The organism is Prosthecobacter sp., assembly GCF_044373815.1.
Taxonomy (GTDB): Bacteria; Verrucomicrobiota; Verrucomicrobiia; order Verrucomicrobiales; family Verrucomicrobiaceae; genus Prosthecobacter.
In genome coordinates, this window is the sequence record NZ_JBIPNG010000065.1 from 1 (window position 1) to 20,104 (window position 20,104).

Here is a 20,104-nt window from a genome sequence, read left to right on the forward strand (position 1 = left end):
CCCCATCCTTCTCAACAAAGAAGTGACTGACAATGTTCAGCGTCGGCTCGGTGGTGAAGTAGCTGTAGTTCCACTTATCGGGCCAGGCACCGCCTTCATAAATGGCGCAACCAGCGGCAGCTGTATAACTGCCCACCTGGTCAATCTGCACATACGCCTGCTCCGGCCATGACATCAGCGGATACGTCGGCTCCTTCGGCAGCATGCCATTCGTTCCCATAACCCCGGGCAGCTTGCCCTTCGCCAGCACATACTCAGGCAGCACCACATGCAGGAAATGATTCCCACTCGTCGGCTGCGTGAAAAACACCTGCCCGTCCGTGGTGATGTCCAGTCCCCAGGTATTCCCACCGCGCGAAGCATACTGCTCAAACGCGCTGCCATCCGGCTTGAACCTCACGACACCACTGCCATCCGTACCAAAATCCTGTTTGCCATCAGGCGAGGTCACATGCCCGGAGCTGTAGCCATGCGTGGCATACACCCACCCATCCAAACCCCAGCGCAGGTTGTTGATCACCGCATGCGTGTCTCCAGTCCCAAGACCCGTGTAAAGCTTCGTGCGCTTGTCGGCGGTCTCATCACCATCGGTGTCTTCAAGATACCAGATGTCCGGCGCAGCACAGGCGATGACGCCCTTCTTGTAGAAGCAGAAGCTCGTGACGAGTTCCAGCTTGTCCGCAAACACATGCTTCTTGTCCATCACCCCGTCGCCGTTCGTGTCAGACAAAATCGAAATCCGGTCGATCGGATCACGGTCATACTTGGTCGTCCATGAGCCGCTGTCCTTCCACTTCTCCACATTCAGCTCACGCCGCCCGTTCGGATACTCCGGCGTCTCACACACCCACAGCCGCCCTTTCTCGTCCCAGTCCACATTCATGACCTTGTTAATCAGCGGCTCGCTGGCCACCAGCGAAATGTCGAACTCCGGATGCACCTCCAGCTTATCCGCCGCCTTTTCCGGCCGCGTGGGTCCACCTTCCACATACCGCAGATTGTCCCCCAGCTCCTCCGGCTTGCACAGCTCATCCACATTCTCCCGCTTCCCCGCCCAGGCGATCCCCCTCAGCAGCAGCGCCCGGAAATTCGGCCGGCTGAAGTTCGCGTAATAGTGCCCCGGAATGCTGACAAACGACCGGTAGTTGTCCTTCTCATAAGTCCAGACCTGCGGCTGAATGTCATAGATGCTGACCTCCTTGCCCCCCTTGGTGATTTCTGCGGCTCTCTTGGCCGCTTTTTCATTGCGCACTCCCGCCGGCTTCGGCGTGTAGGCTCCGGCCAGAATCCGGCACTCGGGCAATACATCCATGTCGTAGTAAATTTCGTCATCCATTGCGAAATTCGATACATCTTTCGTGATCGGTGTCTCATGGTCCGTGAAGTACAAATGCATCGGCCCCTCCCGCCATTTCGTCTGCCCATGGTGCCAGGAACCCCCGATGATGCCCTTGAACCAGTCATGATCCTTGGACACCGAGGCCGCGTGGATCGTCACAATGCCGCCTCCCCGCTGCAAATACTCCAGCAAGTCCTTCCGCTCCTGACCGATCTTGATGTCACCCCCGCTGTCGAGATGCAGAATAAGGACATCCGTTGCAGCCAGCTGCTCCTTGGTCGGGAAAGCATCCCCGCCCGTCGCCTTCGCCCCCCGCTCATTCAGCAGCGGCACCCAGTCCCGCAGGAAGGAGGGATGATCATGCGCCCCCGGACCGTGGGACTTCGGACCCGACCGGATGAAAACGCGCAGCGGCTCCACCGCAAAGGATGAGTGCGGAACAACGCAAGACACTGCAAGCGCGAGACAGAAAAGGAAACGTTTCATGGTTGGTTCGATGGTAGGCAGAACCAACGCATGATGTGAAGCCCGTTTTCGCACGGCACACTATCGGAAATGCACATGCAATCCGCGCCTGAAAAAACAAAGGGCACGACTCGCGTCGTGCCCTTGGTGTGAAATTCAAAGCAAACCGTCGCTTACTTCGGCTGTGCTGCGGGAGCAGGCGCAGGTGTCGGGGCTGGTGTTGCCGCAGGTGCAGGAGCCGTGGTTGGAGCTGGTGCAGCGGCCTTGGGTGCCTCAGGAGCCTTGGCGGGAGCAGGAGCGTCTTTCTTCGCTTCAGCCTTCGGAGCCTCAGCTGCCTTGGCAGGTTCGCCCGGCTTGTCAGCATCCTTTTTCACGGCTTCCTGGATTTTCTCCAGAATCTTGGCCTTGGCCTGCTCTTCAGCCGTAGGGGCGGCTGGGGCTGCGGCCTCAGGCTTGGCATCTCCGTAGAGAGTCGGAGCCTTGCTGCCGGTCTGGTGGCGGCTCACAAGCACGGCCAGAAGGATAGTCAGGGCAAAAAGAATGATGGCCAGATAGACCGTAAACTTCTGCAGCACGTTCGTCGTCTGTGCGCCCCAGACCTGGCTGGCGGCGGCGTCGCCGAAGGAGGCACCGAGGCCTTCCTGACGGGGGCGCTGCATAAGCACGACGAGAATGAGCAGAAGGCAGACGATGACTTCCACTACGGTAAGAATTCCAATGAAGATGTCCATAAAAGGGGAGCGAATATGGGGGGACTTCCCAGCTTGGCAAGGGGGAGTTCCAGTTGAGCAGCCCGATTCACTCCCCTATCCAGGGCCAGTCAGGGCGTTTTCCGGCCCTTTACAGTGCGTTTACAGACGCCGCCCGCCGCCTAAACCACCATGGTGGCATGAAGACGATTCTTTATGCCCTTTTCCTCGCCACGCCCCTGATTGCGCAGGATTTCCGCGCACGAGCCTGGATTTCCCCCAGTTCGCGGATCATTCACTCGCAGCCGGTGCAGGTGACCCAGGTGGACGCCCACATCGACATCGCGGATCAAATCGCCACGACCACCCTCGATATCGCGCTGCGCAATCCGACGGGCCGCCCGCAGGAGTCCGAACTGCTCGTCCCGGTGCCCAGCGGGGCGGTGCTGAAGGCCTTTGCCTTTGAGGGCGGCAATTCCGAGGGAACGGCCAAATTACTACCGCGTGAGGAGGCACGACGCATCTACGACACCATCGTGGCACAGACGCGCGATCCGGCGCTGCTGGAGTTCGTCGGCAATGCGGTCGTGAAATCGAGCGTGTTCCCGGTCCCGGCCAATGGCACGCAGAAAGTGCGGGTAACCTATGAGCAGCTGCTCGAAGCGGATGGCTCGCGGCTCGATTACGTCCTGCCGCGCTCGGAAGCGGTGGAATATGCAGTGCCCTGGAAGCTCTCCATGCGCATCAAATCCACGTCACGCATCGCCTCACTCTACTCTGCAAGCCACGAGATCTCGGCCAAACAGCCGAATGGCAACACTGCCACCCTCTCCTGTGAAACCAAGGACCCAGGTGCATTCCGGGTGTCTCTGCTGCGTGAAACCAAGGATGAAATGACCGCCTCGCTGCTGGCCTATCCCGATCCGAAGATCGGCGGCGGCTATTTTCTGGTGATGATCGCCCCGCCGAAGCCCAAAGCAGATGCGAAACCGATCCTGCGGGAGGTCACCCTCGTCATCGACCGCAGCGGCAGCATGGCTGGCCCCAAGCTCGATCAGGTCAAAGCTGCCGCCTTGCAGGTGATCGAAGGCCTGAACGACGGCGAGGGCTTCAACCTCATCGTTTATAATGAGTCAGTTGAGATGTTTGCCGCACAGCCGGTGATCAAAAACGCCGAGACCACGAAGCAGGCCCGCGACTACATCAGCGCGTTGAGGGTAAGCGGCGGCACGAACATCCATGACTCAATCGTCGAGGCGCTGCGCCAGAAGCCGCTCGAAGGCATGCTGCCCATCGTCCTTTTCCTCACCGACGGCCTGCCTACCATCGGCCAGACCTCGGAAAAGGCGATCCGTGAGGCGGTGGCCAAGGGGAATCCGCACCAGCGCCGCGTGTTCACCTTCGGCGTCGGTGTGGATGTGAACACGCCGCTGCTTTCCCGCATCGCACGCGATACCCGGGGCAGCGCGGAGTTTGTGCTGCCGAAGGAAGATGTGGAGGTCAAAGTGGGCCGTGTCTTTGACCGCCTGCGCGGTCCGCTGCTCACGAAACCGGCCGTGCGGGTGGATGACCCGAGCCGTGTGAGCGACCTTATTCCCTCTCCCCTGCCCGATGTGTTTGAGGGGGAGCAGATTCTTCTGTCCGGCACCTACCGTGGCGAAGCACCGCTGCATTTCCAGCTCACCGGCGCTGCGGCCGGGGGAGAACGAAAATTCGATTTCACCTTCAACCTCGACAAGGCCAGCACCGCGAATGCCTTTGTGGCACGGCTTTGGGCCAGCAACAAGATCGCGGTGCTCAGCGAAGCGATCCGTGACCTCGGTGCCGATGGTGCAACGGGTGGAACGACTGAGCTGGTGAATGAAATTGTGCGCCTTTCAACGCAGTTCGGCATTCTCACGGAATACACCGCCTTCCTGGCCGAAGAAGGCACCTCGCTCGCCGCCGCGCCTGCCAATGCCAGCAAGGCCTACGACAACTACAGCGACAGGGCGATGAAGATGCGCAGTGGTCCTGCCGCCGTCTCTCAGGAAGGCAATTTGACCAAAGCCGCCAGTTCCAAGCAGCTCAACGTCCGTAATCGCTTTCTCGACGACAAGATGCAGGCCATCGAGATAACCAGCGTGCAGCAGTGCCAGGCCGGAGCCCTCTTTAACAAAGGCAACCGCTGGACCGATGCCAGCGCCGCCAAGGCCGAGCGAGCTCCCGACCGCACCATTGAGATCGGCAGCCCTGAGTTCGGCCGCCTGGTCGATGAACTCGCAGCCGACAACCGCCAGAGCCTGCTGGCCCTGCGTGGCGAACTGCTGCTGCAGCATCGCGGCCAGTTGGTGCTCATCCGCTGAAATTTCTCCCGTCAACTCATCCACAAACACATCCATGAAAACGCAATCCATCCTCATCGCCACGGCCTTGTCCGCGTGCCTCGCCATCGCCAAAGATGCTCAACCGCCCGCCCCCGTGGCGGAGATCGCCAAGGTCGAAACTGTTGCTGAAACCCCGCTGGTGCAGATCGCCGTGCTGCTGGACACCAGCAGCAGCATGAGCGGCCTCATCGAGCAGGCGAAGACCCAGCTCTGGAAGCTGGTGAATGAATTCATCACCGCGAAGCAGGACGGCAAAACACCCGTCGTGCAGGTGGCGTTGTATGAATATGGCAAATCATCGCTACGGGCGGAAGAGAACTGGATTCGTCAGATCCAACCACTCACCCGTGATCTGGACAAAGTGTCCGAAGAACTCTTCGCCCTGACGACGAACGGCGGAGATGAATACTGTGGTGCGGTAATTCAGCGGGCGACGAAAGACCTTGCCTGGGATGCGAGTCCGAAAGTGTACAAGGCGATCTTCATCGCCGGCAACGAACCTTTCACTCAGGGACCCGTAGGTTCCAAAAAAAGCTGCCAGAACGCCATCGCGAAGGGCATCATCGTGAACACGATCCATTGCGGCGGCGAGGCCCAGGGCATCGCCGAGCACTGGAACCAGGGCGCGCTGCTCGCAGACGGCAAATACCTCGTGATCGACCAGAACCAAGCCATCGTTCATATCGAAGCGCCGCAGGACAAGGAGATTGTGAAACTCAACGAACAGTTGAACAGCACCTACATCAATTATGGAAAGGAAGCACCGATGGCCAAGGCGCGGCAGGTCGCCCAGGATGACAACGCCGCCGCCAAGGCTGAATCCGGCGCCCAGGTGCAGCGCATCGTCAGCAAGGCCAGCGCAAACTACTGCAACACCGGCTGGGATCTCGTCGATGCCAGCAAGCAGAAGGACTTCGACATCACGAAGATCAAGGAGGCCGATCTGCCCGAGGAGATGAAGAAAATGACCGCCGAAGAGCGCAAGGCCTACCTCGACAAGAAAATCGCCGAGCGTGCGGAGATCCAGAAGCAGGTGCTGGCCTTGAACAAGGACCGTGAGGCCTACGTGGCAACGCAGCGCAAAGAGTCCGCCAAGACCGATACGCTCGACACCGCCATGACCAAGGCCCTGCGGTCCCAGGCGGAGAAAAAAGGCATCGCGTGGGAGAAATGAACCTTTAAACTTCGCCATGCCTGCCACCATCCTTGTTGTTGAAGACGACGCCGCGATCCGTCGCGGCGTCCTGGATGCGCTCAAATTCGCCGGTCATACGACACTGGAGGCAAGCGATGGTGAGAAGGGCATGAAACTGGCCCTAAGTTCGACCTTCGACCTCATGCTGCTGGATCTGGTGCTGCCCCATGCGAGCGGCTTTGACATCCTGAAAGCCCTGCGCCGCGAACGGCCCGGCACACCGGTGATCATCCTCTCCGCCCGAGGTGAAGAAAATGACCGCGTGCGCGGCCTGCGGCTGGGTGCGGATGATTACGTGGTGAAGCCGTTCAGCGTGCGCGAGCTGCTCGCCCGCGTGGAGGCGGTGCTGCGCCGTGCGCCCGAACGCCAGCCCGTGAGCGAAACGCTCACGCTCACCGCAGCGACGATTGATTTCGGGCTGAGCGTGGCCCGTTTTGAGAACGGCGAGAGCGCGGAGCTTTCCGAACGCGAGCGTGATGTACTGCGCTACCTTGCGCTGAATCGCGGCAGGCCAGTGTCTCGCGAGGAACTGCTGCAACGCGTCTGGCACATCGAAAACCAACAGACCGAAACACGCACGGTGGACATGCACATCGCAAATCTGCGCCACAAACTGCGAGATGACGCAGAGTCTCCGCGTGTGATCGTCACGGTGCGCGGCAAGGGCTACCAACTCACCTGATTCCCCATGCGCAAACCGCTGCACATCTGGATCATCTTCATTGCCTGCCTCGGGCTGCTGCTCGCGGCGATGGCGTGGGTGAGCTGGCATACGCTGGCGCTGGAGCGTGAGCGAGAAACGGCGGCGCGTGAGGCAGACCAGCAGGAGCGCGTGCGGCTGGCGCTGTGGCGGCTCGATTTCCAAGCGAGCGCGCTCATGATCCGCGAGAATGCACGCCCACCCTATGATTTCCGGCCATTTCATTCGCCGGAAGGTCTGATCAACAAGGCGTACGACAATGTGGCGAAGGGCGAGGTGCTGGTCCCCTCCCCGCTGCTCGCCGAGGTGCCGGAGCATGTGCTGCTGTATTTTCAGATGGACACGCGCGGCCAGGTTTTATCCCCGCAGGTACCGCAAAACAACGAGCGCACACTGGCGCTGGCGCAGTTCATCAATGCGGATGATCTGACTCGCAGCGAGCAACGTTTGAGCGGATTGCGCGAACTGCTCGCCAAGCCGGTGCAAGTGATCACGCCGCCGCAACAACGCGAGTCCTCGGTCTGGAACAACGGACGTGCAACATCCATGGCCCCTGCAACGGCAACCTCGCTCAATCGTCAGCTGCTTGCCGAAATGGCCTGCGTGGCCCGCTTTGAGATTGATGATTCCAAGACGGCCGAAGCCAATGATGCCAGTCTTCCACGCAATCCGGCCTGGAATACCCAGCAGGGCCAGGGGACGTCCCAACAGTTGATGCTGAACAACACGGAGAACTACTCGCGCAATCGTGCCGTCAACCTGCAGGCCGAGGAGGCGATCAAGCAACAGCCGCAGATCAAGCTGAAGGAAGGATCCAACGCTCTGGCGTATTCCAAAGACAAGATGGCTGAGCCCAAGCCAGCAGCAGCGAAGACTTTGAAAAAAGAATCCGCGAAACCGGCAAGCAGCAGCAATGGATCCAGCCTCGTTGCCTCCTCAGAACCGGCTGCGAAGTCGATGAATGACAAGCAAATGGCGGCTCGGCAGCAACCCCTGGATCTGGCCCCTGCGGCGGCTCCAACGCCGATGCCTTTGGAGCCGAAAGCGGATGGTGCTGGCCGAGCTCCGGGCAATGAGTCCTCTGCTGCTCCCGCCGTTCCATCCGCTGTGCAACCGCCACTCAAAAACGCCCCAGCCGCGAACAGTTCGCGGCCCTTTCAGGGTGTGTGGCTCGGCAGCAATCTCATGCTGACGCGCGAAGCCTTGGTGGATGGTGTGCGCATGGTGCAGGGCGTGTGGCTGGACTGGCCCGCGCTGCGCGAATCCCTGCTGCGGGAGATCACCGATCTGTTTCCGGATGCGAAGCTGGAGCCTGCAGCGAATGCCACCGCAGGAACCCGCCCAAATGACGATCCGCTGCGCTTTGCCGCGCTGCCGGTGAGGCTGGTGCCAGGTGCCATCCAGCTGCCACCGCTGCCATTCTGGACACCGCTGCGCAGGTCTCTGGGCATCGCTCTCGCTTGTGTCCTGCTCGCGGCCGCAGCTGTGGGGCTGGTGCTTTTCGGCACGGTGGCTCTGAGCGAGCGCCGCGCGGACTTCGTTTCCGCCGTGACGCATGAGCTGCGTACACCGCTGACGACGTTTCGCCTCTACTCCGAGATGCTGGCGGACGGCATGGTGACCAATGAAGCGCAGCGGAAGACTTACCTCGACACCTTGACCGGAGAAGCGAGCCGATTGAGCCATCTCGTCGAAAACGTGCTCGCGTATGCCCGGCTGGAACGAGGCAGCGCCAAGGCGCGAGCCGAGAACATCACGATCGGCGAGCTGCTGGATCGCATCCTGCCGCGGCTGCAACAGCGTGCCGATGACTGTGGCATGACGGTGCAGGTGCAAGCCACGGAAACGGACCGCAAAACCGAGCTGCATGTGGACGCTGCAGCGGTGGAGCAAATTCTTTTCAACCTCGTGGACAACGCCTGCAAATACGCCGCTCCGCGTGCGGCGCAGCCGGTGATCCATGTGGAGGCGGATACGAGCGGCAAGTTTGCCATGCTACGCGTGCGCGACCACGGCGGTGGCATCTCCCGCAGCGAGCAACGGCGGATTTTCCACCCCTTTCACAAAAGCGCCGATCAGGCGGCACACTCGGCACCCGGGGTCGGGCTGGGACTTGCGCTGTGCCGCCGGCTGGCCACCGCACTGGGAGGCGCGATCACACTGGATGCCACTCACAAGGACGGCGCATGTTTCATGCTGCGCCTGCCAAAGTAATCAGCGCTCTCCTGCCAAAGTGACAGCCCCCATGAGGATGACATTGCCGGCATCGTCACGGATTTCGCCGCTGACCTGCCCGAGGTTGTCCAGCATGCCCTGCAACGCGCCACTGAGGTGAAGCGACTGACCGGGCGTGATGCTGCCGAGAATTTTGATCTGGCGCACTGCGGTGAGGCGCATGTTTTTGAGGGGGGCTTCGCCAGGGCGCGTTTGAATGAGGATGCCGCCGAGCTGGGCCAGCGCCTCGATCATCAGCACGCCGGGCATGAGCGGGGCACCGGGAAAATGGCCGCGAAGAAACTCCTCATCCCCCTTGAGCTTCCACACCGCTTTAGCGGAGGCGCCGGGATTCAGTTCAACAAGTTCGTCGATAAAACGAAACTCAGAACCGTGCGGAAGGGAGGAAAGCGCTTGAATTAGGTCGGCAGAAGATGGCATGCTGCGGTCATATTCACGATTCACTCACAGAGCAAACACCAAGATGCGCGCCTGCGCCGATGATCTGTCGTGTGATCATTCAAGTGTGGCATGTCGTCGTCCTGCTGCTGAGCATGATCTACTGGGCCATAGGCGGCTTGTTGTTTGTGCTGGCAGGTGCTGCGCTGGTGCCGGTCCTGCCTGTGGAAAAATCACGCTCTCTGGGCCAGTGGCTGCTAAGCGTGGCCTTCCGCCTCTTCCTCACATTTCTGCGCGTGTGCGGTGTGTTTGAGTGCGAATACATCGGTTTCGATGCGCTGAAGGATGTCAAAGGCGGGCTGATCATCGCGCCCAACCATCCGGCGCTTTGGGATGCCGTTTTCATCCTCTCCAAGATTCACGGCCTGCGCTGCATTTTGAAGGCGTCATTGATGCACAATCCGTTTCTACGTGGTGCAGCCAAGCTGGCGGGCTTTATCCCCAACAAACCCGCGCATAAAATGCTGCAGAATTCCATCGAAGCGCTGCGCCAGGGCGACCGGCTGCTGTTTTTCCCGGAAGGAACACGCACGCGGAAAATGGAGCAGTGCATCAACACGCTTCAGGGCGGCCTTGGCATCATCGCCACGCAGTCGAGTGCTCCGGTGTGGCCAGTGTTCATCGAAACCAACAGCGACTATCTTTCCAAAGGCTGGCCGCTGTGGCATCTGCCTGACAAAAAGATCCGTATGCGCATCACGCTGGGCGAACCACTGGCCAGCCCGCCGGATGAAAGTGCGGGGGAATTTACCAAGCGCCTGCACGAGGTGTTTTTGGCAGCGCTGGGCAACCGTCCGAAAGCTTGATGGGAGGAATGATTTGCAGCGTTATTCTTGAATGCGCACGCTGCTTCTTTACTTCATAGTCGGCACCAGCATCCACGCTGCGCCAAACATTCTGCTCATCGTCGCTGATGACCAGCGACCGGACACGATTCATGCGCTGGGGAATGCCGTGATCGACACACCGAATCTGGACCGCCTCGTCGCCCGTGGCACCGCTTTCTCTCGTGCGTATGCGGGCTATCCCATCTGCCATGTGAGCCGTGCGCAGATCCTGACCGGCAACCCGGCCTTCAAAGCGCTGCCGAAATATCCTGGCGGAGCGATTGATCCCAACCTCGCCACGCTTGGCGGCACGTTGCAAAAAGCGGGCTACCACACCTGCTACACAGGCAAATGGCATAACGACGGGCATCCCAAACAGCGCGGCTACAGCACTACCAGCGGTTTATATTCCAGCGGGGGCGGCAAGGGTGTCACGCAACCGGACATTGATGATCGTGGCCGCCCTCTCACGGGGTATCGCGGCTGGACCTTCAAGGATGAAAACAACCAGGCAGAACTCGGCAAAGGCGTCGGCCTGAAGCCCGACAACAGCAAACACATCGCTGACGGGGCCATTCATGCGATTCAAACAGCCCCGGCGGGCAAGCCGCTCTTCCTGCATGTGAACTTCGCCTTTCCTCACGATCCACGCCAGTGGCCTGCGGGCATGAAGGACCGCTATGACGCGGCAAAAATGCCGCTGCCAGCCAACTTTGCGCCGAAACATCCGTTTGATCACGGCAACATCGACGGGCGTGATGAACTGCTGCTGAAGACGCCGCGCATTGAAAGCGAGGTGCGCGAGGAACTGGCCATCTACCATGCCATGATCACGGATCTCGACGCACAGCTCGGCCGCATTCTGGATGTGCTGCCAGCGCCTGATGAAACGATCATTATTTTCACCAGCGACCAGGGCCTTGCGCTGGGCAGCCACGGGCTGCTGGGGAAACAGAACGAGTATGAGCACAGCATCCGCAGCCCGCTGATCATCTGCGGTCCTGGACTGCCGAAGAACGAGCGCAGCGCAGCGCTGGTGAATCTTAATGATCTATTTCCCACGCTTTGTGATCTCGTGGGCATCGGGGTTCCTAGCACTGTGCAGTCGAAGAGTCAGGCACCGCTGCTGCGGCATCAAACCGAGCGCGTGCATGATTTTGTCACCGGTGTTTTTACGGATACCCAGCGCATGATCTGCGATGAGCGCTGGAAGTTTGTGATTTACCTGAAGGTGGGACGGGAGCAGCTCTTTGATTTGAAGAGTGATCCGGATGAGATGCATGATCTGAGCGGAGAGCCGGGGCATCGGTCAAAGAAAGAGGAACTCGCCGCGAAACTGCAAACCTGGAGGCAGCAGAACGCCGACCCGGACCTGTGAAGAATGAAAGCAGCAGACGCGCTGAGCTTGAATGAAATGGCTTCGCCATTGAGACCGTTCAAGCAACCTGCCATGAAATACCTCTGCGTCTTGTTCCTTTTTGCCATCTCATCCCTGCAAGCCCAAAGCTCTGCTCCGACGGAAAAACCCGCCGCCAAGCCGAAAGCGCCTGATGCGGTGGACCAGATGGCCGCCGTGCTGAAACCCACGCGAGTCATGCGGTACAAGAAGATCGCTGACAAAGAGCTGCAACTGCACGTCTTTGAGCCGGAAGGCTTCAAGGCGGGCGACAGCCGAGGCTGCTATCTCATCATCCACGGTGGCGGCTGGACCGGGGGCACCCCACCGCGCATGTACCCCTTCGCTGCGCATTACGCGAAGCTCGGCCTTGTGGGCATCAGCATGCAGTACCGACTGCACAGCAAGGAAACCGGTGTCAGCGTCTTTGACTGCGTGAAGGATGCCAGGTCTGCTGTGCGCTACATCCGTGCGCATGCGATGGAACTGGGCATTGATCCGCAAAAAATCATCGTCAGCGGTGGCTCCGCCGGTGGTCATCTGGCCGCAGCCACGGCCCTCTTTGACAATGTGAATGAAGACAGCGACGACCTCAAAATTTCACCGATCCCCAACGCCCTCGTGCTGCTCTTTCCCGTCATCGACACCTCCAAGGAGGGCTACGGCAACGAGAAAATCGGTGAACGCTGGCAGGAGATGTCCCCCGTGCACCACGTCCGCCCGGGTGTCCCTTCAACGATCATCTTCCATGGCACCGGCGACACTGTCACGCCCTTTGCAGGTGCCAAAGCTTTCCAAGAGGCCATGCTGAAGGCGGGCAACCGCTGTGAACTCGACATCAACGAAGGCGGCGTGCACGGCTATCTCATGCGCAACAAAGCCCTCTATGATGACACCATGAGCAAGACGGATGTCTTTTTGAAGTCACTGGGGCTGCTCAAATGAGATGCTGAAAGGGAGACCGGGGCTCATTCCTCGATCCATACCGGTGTCCCCGCCGGCACGAGGTCAAACAGCTCGATCATTTCGCGATTGCGCAGGCGCACGCAGCCGTGGCTGGCGGGGCGGCCGATGCTGTTTTCATCGTTGGTGCCGTGGATGTAGATGTAGCGCTGGTAGGTGTTTTGGTTGCGTGGTTCCACACCATGCAGCCAGAGGATGCGCGTGAGCACGAGGTCGGATTTTGTCTCCATCCCAGGCTGCCAGTGCCCCACGGGTTGCCGGGATTTGAAAATGGTGCCGCTCTCCGCGCCGTCGCCGTGCTTTTCCTTCACCACAAAGCGGCCCAACGGCGTCTTGTTGCTGCCTTCGGTGAAGCCGATGCCGAATTTCGACGTGCTGCACGGCCACTCGCGCACGAGGCGCCAGTCATCAAACAAACGCAGCCGCTGCATGCCTATGCTGACTTCGAGGTGTGGGTGGGTGAGGCTCATGGAGATTGAATGATCGACTGCGTGCGGGAACTGCGTTTCATAGCATCTGCGGATGAAATTGCATGAGTCAAAAAATGCATTTGACGGATTAGACTGATCGGTCTAATTATGTATCCATCATGAGCGACCGAACGACTAAAGAACGCATTCTCGACGCAGCCGAAGGGCTGATGCTTGAGAAGAGCTTTCACTCGGTCGGGCTGACGGAAATCCTTGAGGCCGTGAAGGTGCCCAAGGGTTCGTTCTATCATCACTTCAAATCCAAGGAACAGTTTGGTGTGGAAATGCTGAAGCATTACGTGGCCGATGCCACGGCCTATAAGAAGCAGATGCTGCTTTCCGACACGCCTGAACCGGACCCGCTGAAGCGACTGCTCAGTTTTTGCGAGGGCACGATCTGCCGTGTGCTGGAAACGAAGGGAAAGTGCCCCTGCCTGGTGCTCAAACTGGCCGCCGAGGTGGCTGATATGAGTGAAGCGATGCGCGAGGTGCTGGCGGCTGGAAATCGCGAGGCGATCACCATTCTGGAGCAGGTGCTGCAGGAAGGCATAGATAAGAAGAAGATCGCCAAAACCGTGCGCCCTGTCGAAGTGGCCGTGATCATTCATGACCTGTGGAATGGAGCCATGCAGCGCTCTGCCATCTGCCGTGACGCGACTCCTCCACGCGAAGCGCTGAACTTCATTCGCACACTGCTCACCCCGTAATTTTCTTTTTAACCCGCTATAAACCGACCGGTCTATTCTATACAAAACCCGCCCTATGAAACCCATCGCCCTCACCACTGAAACCTTCGACACCACCCTTGCCAACACTGACCAGCCCGTCCTCGTGGACTTTTGGGCTGAGTGGTGCGGCCCGTGCAAAATGATGTCGCCCATCCTCGACCAACTGGCCACAGAGCAAGCTGGACGTGCCACCATCGCCAAGGTGGATGTGGACGCCTTCCCTGATCTGCAGGCGCGCTTTGGAATCCGCGCCATTCCCACGCTCATCGTCTTCAAAAACGGCCAGCCCGTGAACACCATCACCGGCGTGAAGAGCAAGGGCTTCCTCGAAGCAGCACTCGCTGCCTGATTTTTCTTCCACCCCAAAACCAACGCCCCAAACAACCCCAAGCCCATGTCCATCGACCTCACTCAACGCCCCCCACGCAGCCCACGGGTCCGCCTCGGCGGTTACGTCCTCCTGCCACGCATGCTCGACAAATGCCGCGCTGAAATCGCCGGTAAAAACGGCGAGTATCATTACAACTGCCCGCTGGATCAGCGCTTCCTCAGCTTCACTGGCATTGATCATGAGGCACTGAAAGCCGAAGCGGCCAAGGGACTGGGCGACGCCGACATGTTCGCCTGGATCGAAAAGAGTGCGCTGCACAAACGCAGCGACTACGAGATCGCCCACTGGAGCGAATACCGTGAAGCTGCCGTGCCTACTGACAACGAAAGCCGCGAATACATCAGCGCGCAGATTGCGAAGGCGGGAGGCTCTGCACGTGAAGACATCGGCACGTGGTTCGATTTCCTCGATTTCGACGACCACGTCTCCTTCGGCGGCAAAGCCTGATTCAATTTCACCCTCAACTCAATCCCTCAAGACCACACTCCCATGCAAACCTCATTCCAAAACAAAGTCGTACTCATCACCGGAGCCACCAGCGGCATCGGCAAAGTCAGTGCTCTCGCCTTTGCCAAAGCCGGGGCGAAAGTCATCGTCAGCGGCCGGCGTGAAGCCGAAGGTCAGGCCGTCGTGGCTGAAATCAAAGCCTCGGGTGGTGAAGCCACCTTTGCGAAAGCGGACGTGGCCGTGGAGGCTGAGGTGGCGGCACTCGTGGCGAAAACGGTGGAGACGTATGGCCGACTCGACATTGCCTTCAATAATGCGGGCGTCGAACTCACCGGTGCCATCGTGGATGCCACCGAGGTGGACTACCGACGTGTCTTTGACATCAATGTCTGGGGCGTGATCACCTCCATGAAGCATGAGATTCCCGTCATGCTGAAGCAGGGCGCAGGTGTCATCATCAATACGAGCAGCGCCGCCGGGCATGTCGGCATGGCCGGTGCCAGCGTCTATGTGGCCAGCAAGCACGCGGTGGAAGGGCTCACCAAAGCTGCTGCGCTGGAATACGCCAAGCAGGGCATCCGGGTGAACGCCGTGGCTCCTGCGGCCATTGAAACCGACATGATGAACCGCTTCACTGGCGGTGGAGCTGAGGAGGCGCTCAGCTACATGCGCTCACTGCATCCCGTTGGCCGACTGGGCCGCTCTGAGGAGATCGCGAACGCCGTGCTCTTCCTCGCGAGCGATGGTGCCTCGTTCATCACCGGCACATCATTGAAGGTTGATGGTGGCTTGCTTGCGCAGTAACGATAACGCGTCATGACCCCACTCGAAATCATCCGCGAAATGTATCGCGCCATGCGCGCGGGAGATGATGCCGCCTTCACCGCGCTCTGCACCGACGATCTCGTCTGGCAGCAGAGCGCGGGTTTTCCCGGCGGTTCCACGTGGCATGGTGCTGCTGCGGTGATTGAGAATGTCTTTCGTGCTAATGCCAAACGCTGGACGGGATTCGCTTTCACGGAAGAAGAGATGTTCGCCACTAGTGATCGTGTCGTTGTCCTCGGTCACTATAGTGGCACAGCTCCCGCCACCGGTAAAGCCATGAGCGCCGCCGTTGCCCACGTCTATGATTTGAAAGGCGGCCGGATCGCCCGCTTCCGCATGTTTGCCGACACGCAGCCGATGTGGGAGGCAATGGTGAATTAGCGATCAGTTCAGGATCACCGCGCCCGCTGCCTGCATCTCATCCAATGCGTGCTCCACATCTACGGGCTGCAGATTCACACCCCGGCAGGCCTGAGCGATCAAGTTCACCCGGAAGCCTTCTTTCAAGGCATCAAGTACTGTAAACTTCACGCAGTAGTCCGTGGCCACGCCGGCGATGGTGAGTTCGCTGACGTTTTGGGCCTTCAGCCATTCGCCCATGCCGGTGGAGGCACGATGGCCGTTGTCATAAAAGCCACTGTAACTGTCGATGCGTGGGTTCATGCCTTTGGTGAAAACGCGATTGATGCGCCGGGTGTCGAGACCTGGAGCGAATGACGCGCCATCCGTATTTTGCACGCAGTGAATGGGCCACAGTGTCTGGGGCCGGCCGTCGAGCTCGATCTGGTCATAGACACTTTTGCCAGGATGATTGGCGGCGAAGCTGCCGTGGTCTGCGGGATGCCAGTCCTGGGTGGCGACGATGAGATCAAACTGCGGCATGAGGTTATTCACGATGGGGATGATTTCATCCGCACCTGGGACGGCGAGCGCACCGCCCGGCATGAAGTCGTTTTGGATGTCGATGAGGAGGAGTGCTTTCATGGAGAAGGATCGTTTGGGGCCACTGCAACTGGAGCACCGCTGCGGCAGAGCGAATCCACGCTTTTCAGCAGGGTGGGGAGACGAAAGGCACCATGCATGGACTCGATGTGATGTGCGGCGTCCTTCTGCTCCATGCCGGCAGCGGTGACAAAGAGGGGCTTCATGCTCTCGCCACGGAATACATGCGCGGCGTGCGGAGATTGATCGAAGGAAGTCTTGGCCACGCCGATCACGGAGATTCCTGTGGCCTCGTGCAGATGCCATCCCAGACCGGGCTCGCCTGGCCGCAGCCACACATGCCCGTCGATGACGATTACTGAAGGCGCTTGAGGCAGCAGTTTCAAAACGGCCATCACACAGGGCAGTTCGCGCCGGTAAAACTGCCCGGGCTGATAGTCGGCCACTTGAGGAATGTGGCAGAGGTGCTGCTCCTTGGCTTGATCATCCGCCCAGTTTTCAAACAGAACGGCGGCGGCCGTTGCGCCGTGATCGTGGTAGCACACATCCACGGCGGCGATCAGGGGCGGCGGGGCATTCAGGGACGCGCTCACGATTTTGCTTTCTGAATGAGCTGCAGTTTCCGCTCATGCAGCGTTCTTTCCACGCCTGCCGTGTACTCGTGCGGATGCTGGAGACGTTTCACCGTGGCATGAAGATGCGTGAGCTGTTCGCGGCAGCGGCTTTGGATCTGTGGCAGCGTGGGGAGTTGGGCGACGAGTTTTCCAGCACGAAACACCGGTTGCAGCAGGTCTTCGTGGGTCGCGCCCTCGAGAATGGGCTTGCTGCGAGTGGGATCGCTGGGGTGCATGATCTCCACGGGTGCGGGGCAGCCATGCTCCTCATCGTAAATGGCATCTCCGCGAAATTCGCCGTTGAGGGTGAAGCGGCGCACCTGCTGGATGCCAGGATTGCTCACTTTGATGGCCTGCTCGCTGAGCTTGATCTTGGGCTCCCATTCGCCCGCTGCATTGCGGATGGCACCGAGCTTGTACACGCCGCCGAGCGCGGGCTGTGAGCCGCCGGTGACCAACTGGGTGCCGACACCCCACACACCGATCTTTGCGCCCTGATGTTTCAGGCTTTCGATGAGGTGCTCGTCGAGATCGTTGCTGGCGACGATGAAGGCGTTTGGAAAGCCGCCTTCGTCGAGAATGCGGCGGGCCTCGATGCTGAGCCAGGCGAGATCGCCGGAGTCGAGGCGGATGCCTGCGAGTTCGTGTCCGCGATCACGCAGACGTTTGCCGACTTCCACCGCATGGCACACGCCTTCGAGAGTATCGTAGGTGTCCACGAGGAAGACACAGTTGTTGGGCAACGCTTCGGCGTAGGTTTCGAAGGCTTCGAGTTCGGTGTCGAAGGACATGACCCATGAGTGGGCATGCGTGCCACGCACGGGGATGCCGTGGGTCATGCCTGCGAGAACATTCGAGGTGGAGGCACAACCGCCGATGAAGGCGGCGCGGCTGGCCATGACTGCGCCGTCCGGTCCCTGCGCACGGCGCAGGCCGAACTCCAGCACGGGCTCGCCTTGTGCTGCCAGGCATACACGTGCGGACTTGGTGGCGATGAGCGTTTGGAAATTAATCATGTTCAGCAAGGCCGTCTCCACGAGCTGCGCCTGAATGAGGGGACCTTTGATGCGCAGGAGGGGTTCATGGGGGAAGACGACGGTGCCTTCGGGCATGGCATCCACATCGCAGCTCCATTCGAGGGTGCTGAGGTAGTTGAGAAAGCCGCGCTCAAAAAGCGGCTTTCCATCCCGCCCCGGCAGCGTGGTGAGATAGTCCAGCTCTGCGGTGCTGAAGCGGAAGCCTTGCAGCCACTTCACCACATCTCCCAAACCTGCGGCGACGGCATAGCCCCCGGAGAAGGGCAGCTTGCGGAAAAACAAATGGAACACTGCTTCCTGCTCCGCCTTGCCGCACTTCCAGTAACCGGCGGCCATGGTGAGTTGATAGAGATCGGTGAGAAGGGGGCTGGTGGTCATGGATGAAGCTTGTCGCTGATATAGTCTGCAAGACGGGCATTGATCTGGCGAGCAAAGATGCCGTGATACCATGGCGAACGCATCTGCCAAGCAATGACGGCCAAGGTCACAGGACTCTGCCAAAGCAGAGAGGGCCATGGATCCCATTCATCGAAAAAGACATGGGCGGCGACATTGAGCACGAACGCTATTGCCCACAGAAGTTCCAAGCGTCGCCATACCAGGAAGACATTGCAGAAGAGGAAGAAGTGCCCGATTGCCGCAGGAACGATCCACCAGAGCGGAAATGACTGGCTCTGGAGCCACCATGACAACACCGTTCCGGCGATGAGAATTACCGCATCAAGCCATGACAGGCGGAAACCGCTTGTCCGGCTCGTGGATGGAGTGGGATTCATGGAGGGCGCTTCGTCATTGGATCAGCGCTTCATATCGCTGCCGATCTGCCGCCGCGAAGCAGCAGAAGATGATCTGTTTCAGAGAAGATGGTTGGCTGATAAATTCGCGCACCGTCTCCACGGCGATCTGCGCCGCTTGGTCAGGTAGAAAGCAGTAAACGCCGGTGGAGATGCAGGGGAAGGCGATACTGGCCAGTTGGTGCTCTGCGGCGATGCGCAGTGAGTTCGCATAGCAGGAGCGCAATTTCTCGCGCTCTCCATTCTTGCCGCCATTCCAGACGGGGCCGACGGTGTGGATGATGTGACGGGCTTTGAGGTTGTAGCCTCGGGTGATTTTGGCCTCGCCGGTGCGGCAGCCATTGAGCATGCGGCATTCGGCCAGCAGCTCTTTTCCTGCGGCGCGATGAATGGCACCGTCCACGCCGCCACCGCCGAGGAGGGAAGAGTTGGCTGCATTGACGATGGCATCGACGTCGAAGGTGGTGATGTCTGCTTGGAGAGCTTCGATAGTGGTGTTCATGATTGCGTTGTGCCGACTCCAAAACATTGAATAACTTCGATCCGTCCGACAATGTGCCGGTTGAACTCCGCCAGTTCTTCCGCCGGCACCCATAGTTCACGGTGCATAGCGCCACCGACCACTTGCCCCTGATAACGAGCAAGGAAGTCCATCTGGACCTCAAAACGGGTAACATAGCCGGAGCCTGATGCAGGAACATTCCAGTCGCGTGCGATCTGGATGGCATAGTCTTCGTTCATCACTGGGTAAAAAATGGGCTGATCTGGCAAACGTGGCGGAAATTCTTTCCATCCAGAATCTCCGATCAAGGCAAGCTCCTTGGGTCCAACAGGGCGGTAGAGAGTGGTTGTTTTCATATCTCGAAAAGGAATCCCTTTTTCTTGAGGCGCTCGTACTTCACGGGATCGAAGCGGAAGAGTTGGGCGGGGCGGTGGGGGCCTTGGCGGTGTTGTTCTTTGAGGGGGATGAGGAGGTCGTAGCTGAGGACTTTTTTGCGAAAGTTGCGTTTGTCGATCTCGGTTCCGAGGACGCTTTCGTAGAGGCGCTGGAGCTGGGTGAGGGTGAACTTGGGAGGGAGGAGCTCGAAGCCGATGGGCTGGTAGGTGAGCTTTCCGCGGAGGCGGGTGAGGGCGGCGGCGAAGATCTCGGCGTGGTCGAAGGCGAGCGGGGGGATGTCGCTAACGGGGAACCAGCGGGCCTCGGCGGCATCTGTGGAGGCGGCGGTGGTGTGGTCGGCGGGTT

Annotated in this window: 23 protein-coding genes; 12 read left to right on the top strand and 11 right to left on the bottom strand. The window is 59.6% G+C overall.

Features of this window, described 5'->3' with window-relative positions:
* Positions 1-1,825, bottom strand: a 1,825-nt coding sequence (locus tag ACIREA_RS08045; protein WP_397381744.1) for a PVC-type heme-binding CxxCH protein, incomplete at its 3' end; no start/stop codon positions are given.
* A 152-nt stretch (positions 1,826-1,977) separates the two neighbouring features.
* The gene (gene secG / locus ACIREA_RS08050) at positions 1,978-2,535 is read right to left on the bottom strand and encodes a preprotein translocase subunit SecG (protein WP_397381745.1); all 558 of its coding nucleotides are present in this window, start codon (positions 2,533-2,535) and stop codon (positions 1,978-1,980) included.
* 158 nt (positions 2,536-2,693) lie between these two features.
* On the opposite strand from secG, the gene ACIREA_RS08055 reads away from it, so the two are divergent.
* Genes ACIREA_RS08055 through ACIREA_RS08070 form a run of 4 tightly spaced genes read left to right on the top strand, consistent with a single transcriptional unit; the run spans position 2,694 to position 8,968 of the window.
* Positions 2,694-4,838 carry a VIT domain-containing protein gene (locus tag ACIREA_RS08055; RefSeq protein ID WP_397381746.1) on the top strand — a complete coding sequence of 715 codons (2,145 nt, stop codon included), beginning with the start codon at positions 2,694-2,696 and terminating at the stop codon, positions 4,836-4,838.
* Positions 4,839-4,872: 34 nt separating this feature from the next.
* Positions 4,873-6,033: a VWA domain-containing protein gene (locus ACIREA_RS08060; RefSeq protein ID WP_397381747.1), complete on the top strand. Its 1,161-nt coding sequence runs from the start codon at positions 4,873-4,875 to the stop codon at positions 6,031-6,033.
* A 16-nt stretch (positions 6,034-6,049) separates the two neighbouring features.
* Positions 6,050-6,736, top strand: a complete 687-nt coding sequence (locus ACIREA_RS08065; RefSeq protein WP_397381748.1) for a response regulator transcription factor — start codon at positions 6,050-6,052, stop codon at positions 6,734-6,736.
* A gap of 6 nt (positions 6,737-6,742) precedes the next feature.
* Positions 6,743-8,968 (top strand): sensor histidine kinase, encoded by a 2,226-nt coding sequence (locus ACIREA_RS08070; protein ID WP_397381749.1) that lies wholly within the window; start codon positions 6,743-6,745, stop codon positions 8,966-8,968.
* On the opposite strand, the gene ACIREA_RS08075 is transcribed toward ACIREA_RS08070, so the two are convergent.
* The gene (locus ACIREA_RS08075) at positions 8,969-9,409 is read right to left on the bottom strand and encodes a 3-hydroxyacyl-ACP dehydratase FabZ family protein (protein ID WP_397381750.1); all 441 of its coding nucleotides are present in this window, start codon (positions 9,407-9,409) and stop codon (positions 8,969-8,971) included. It lies immediately after the preceding gene.
* Between the two features lie 59 nt (positions 9,410-9,468).
* Here ACIREA_RS08075 and ACIREA_RS08080 point away from each other — a divergent pair, with 59 nt between their 5' ends.
* The 3 genes from ACIREA_RS08080 to ACIREA_RS08090 all read left to right on the top strand — a co-directional run bounded on the left by ACIREA_RS08080 (position 9,469) and on the right by ACIREA_RS08090 (position 12,595).
* A complete protein-coding gene (locus tag ACIREA_RS08080) occupies positions 9,469-10,233 on the top strand; it encodes a lysophospholipid acyltransferase family protein (RefSeq protein WP_397381751.1) in 765 nt (254 codons plus the stop codon).
* A gap of 31 nt (positions 10,234-10,264) precedes the next feature.
* Positions 10,265-11,632 carry a sulfatase-like hydrolase/transferase gene (locus tag ACIREA_RS08085; protein ID WP_397381752.1) on the top strand — a complete coding sequence of 456 codons (1,368 nt, stop codon included), beginning with the start codon at positions 10,265-10,267 and terminating at the stop codon, positions 11,630-11,632.
* Between the two features lie 72 nt (positions 11,633-11,704).
* Complete coding sequence (locus ACIREA_RS08090; RefSeq protein ID WP_397381753.1) at positions 11,705-12,595, top strand: alpha/beta hydrolase; 891 nt, start codon at positions 11,705-11,707, stop codon at positions 12,593-12,595.
* Positions 12,596-12,618: 23 nt separating this feature from the next.
* Here ACIREA_RS08090 and ACIREA_RS08095 read toward each other — a convergent pair whose 3' ends face one another.
* Positions 12,619-13,083 (bottom strand): L,D-transpeptidase family protein, encoded by a 465-nt coding sequence (locus ACIREA_RS08095; RefSeq protein ID WP_397381754.1) that lies wholly within the window; start codon positions 13,081-13,083, stop codon positions 12,619-12,621.
* A 119-nt stretch (positions 13,084-13,202) separates the two neighbouring features.
* Here ACIREA_RS08095 and ACIREA_RS08100 point away from each other — a divergent pair, with 119 nt between their 5' ends.
* The 5 genes from ACIREA_RS08100 to ACIREA_RS08120 are packed head-to-tail and all read left to right on the top strand — an operon-like array spanning position 13,203 to position 15,855.
* Complete coding sequence (locus ACIREA_RS08100; RefSeq protein WP_397381755.1) at positions 13,203-13,790, top strand: TetR/AcrR family transcriptional regulator; 588 nt, start codon at positions 13,203-13,205, stop codon at positions 13,788-13,790.
* 55 nt (positions 13,791-13,845) lie between these two features.
* Complete coding sequence (gene trxA / locus ACIREA_RS08105; RefSeq protein WP_397381756.1) at positions 13,846-14,160, top strand: thioredoxin; 315 nt, start codon at positions 13,846-13,848, stop codon at positions 14,158-14,160.
* A 45-nt stretch (positions 14,161-14,205) separates the two neighbouring features.
* The gene (locus ACIREA_RS08110) at positions 14,206-14,649 is read left to right on the top strand and encodes a DUF5069 domain-containing protein (RefSeq protein WP_397381757.1); all 444 of its coding nucleotides are present in this window, start codon (positions 14,206-14,208) and stop codon (positions 14,647-14,649) included.
* A 42-nt stretch (positions 14,650-14,691) separates the two neighbouring features.
* Positions 14,692-15,453 (top strand): glucose 1-dehydrogenase, encoded by a 762-nt coding sequence (locus ACIREA_RS08115; RefSeq protein WP_397381758.1) that lies wholly within the window; start codon positions 14,692-14,694, stop codon positions 15,451-15,453.
* A 12-nt stretch (positions 15,454-15,465) separates the two neighbouring features.
* The gene (locus ACIREA_RS08120; protein ID WP_397381759.1) at positions 15,466-15,855 is read left to right on the top strand and encodes a nuclear transport factor 2 family protein; all 390 of its coding nucleotides are present in this window, start codon (positions 15,466-15,468) and stop codon (positions 15,853-15,855) included.
* Between the two features lie 3 nt (positions 15,856-15,858).
* Here the strand turns inward: ACIREA_RS08120 and pncA are convergent, their stop codons facing one another.
* The 7 genes from pncA to ACIREA_RS08155 form a co-directional block, all read right to left on the bottom strand.
* Complete coding sequence (pncA, locus tag ACIREA_RS08125; RefSeq protein WP_397381760.1) at positions 15,859-16,458, bottom strand: bifunctional nicotinamidase/pyrazinamidase; 600 nt, start codon at positions 16,456-16,458, stop codon at positions 15,859-15,861.
* A complete protein-coding gene (locus ACIREA_RS08130) occupies positions 16,455-17,009 on the bottom strand; it encodes an endonuclease V (RefSeq protein WP_397381761.1) in 555 nt (184 codons plus the stop codon). The genes pncA and ACIREA_RS08130 overlap by 4 nt, the downstream gene beginning before the upstream one ends.
* Complete coding sequence (locus ACIREA_RS08135) at positions 17,006-18,445, bottom strand: nicotinate phosphoribosyltransferase (protein WP_397381762.1); 1,440 nt, start codon at positions 18,443-18,445, stop codon at positions 17,006-17,008. Before ACIREA_RS08135 ends, ACIREA_RS08130 begins: the two co-directional genes overlap by 4 nt.
* Entirely contained in the window at positions 18,442-18,843 is a 402-nt protein-coding gene (locus ACIREA_RS08140; RefSeq protein WP_397381763.1) for a hypothetical protein, read from the bottom strand. Before ACIREA_RS08140 ends, ACIREA_RS08135 begins: the two co-directional genes overlap by 4 nt.
* 13 nt (positions 18,844-18,856) lie before the next feature.
* Positions 18,857-19,363 (bottom strand): O-acetyl-ADP-ribose deacetylase, encoded by a 507-nt coding sequence (locus ACIREA_RS08145; protein WP_397381764.1) that lies wholly within the window; start codon positions 19,361-19,363, stop codon positions 18,857-18,859.
* On the bottom strand, positions 19,360-19,719 hold the full coding sequence (locus ACIREA_RS08150) for a hypothetical protein (protein ID WP_397381765.1): 360 nt from the start codon (positions 19,717-19,719) through the stop codon (positions 19,360-19,362). Before ACIREA_RS08150 ends, ACIREA_RS08145 begins: the two co-directional genes overlap by 4 nt.
* Positions 19,716-20,104, bottom strand: a 389-nt coding sequence (locus ACIREA_RS08155) for an NrtR DNA-binding winged helix domain-containing protein (RefSeq protein WP_397381766.1), incomplete at its 5' end; no start/stop codon positions are given. The genes ACIREA_RS08155 and ACIREA_RS08150, both read right to left, overlap by 4 nt.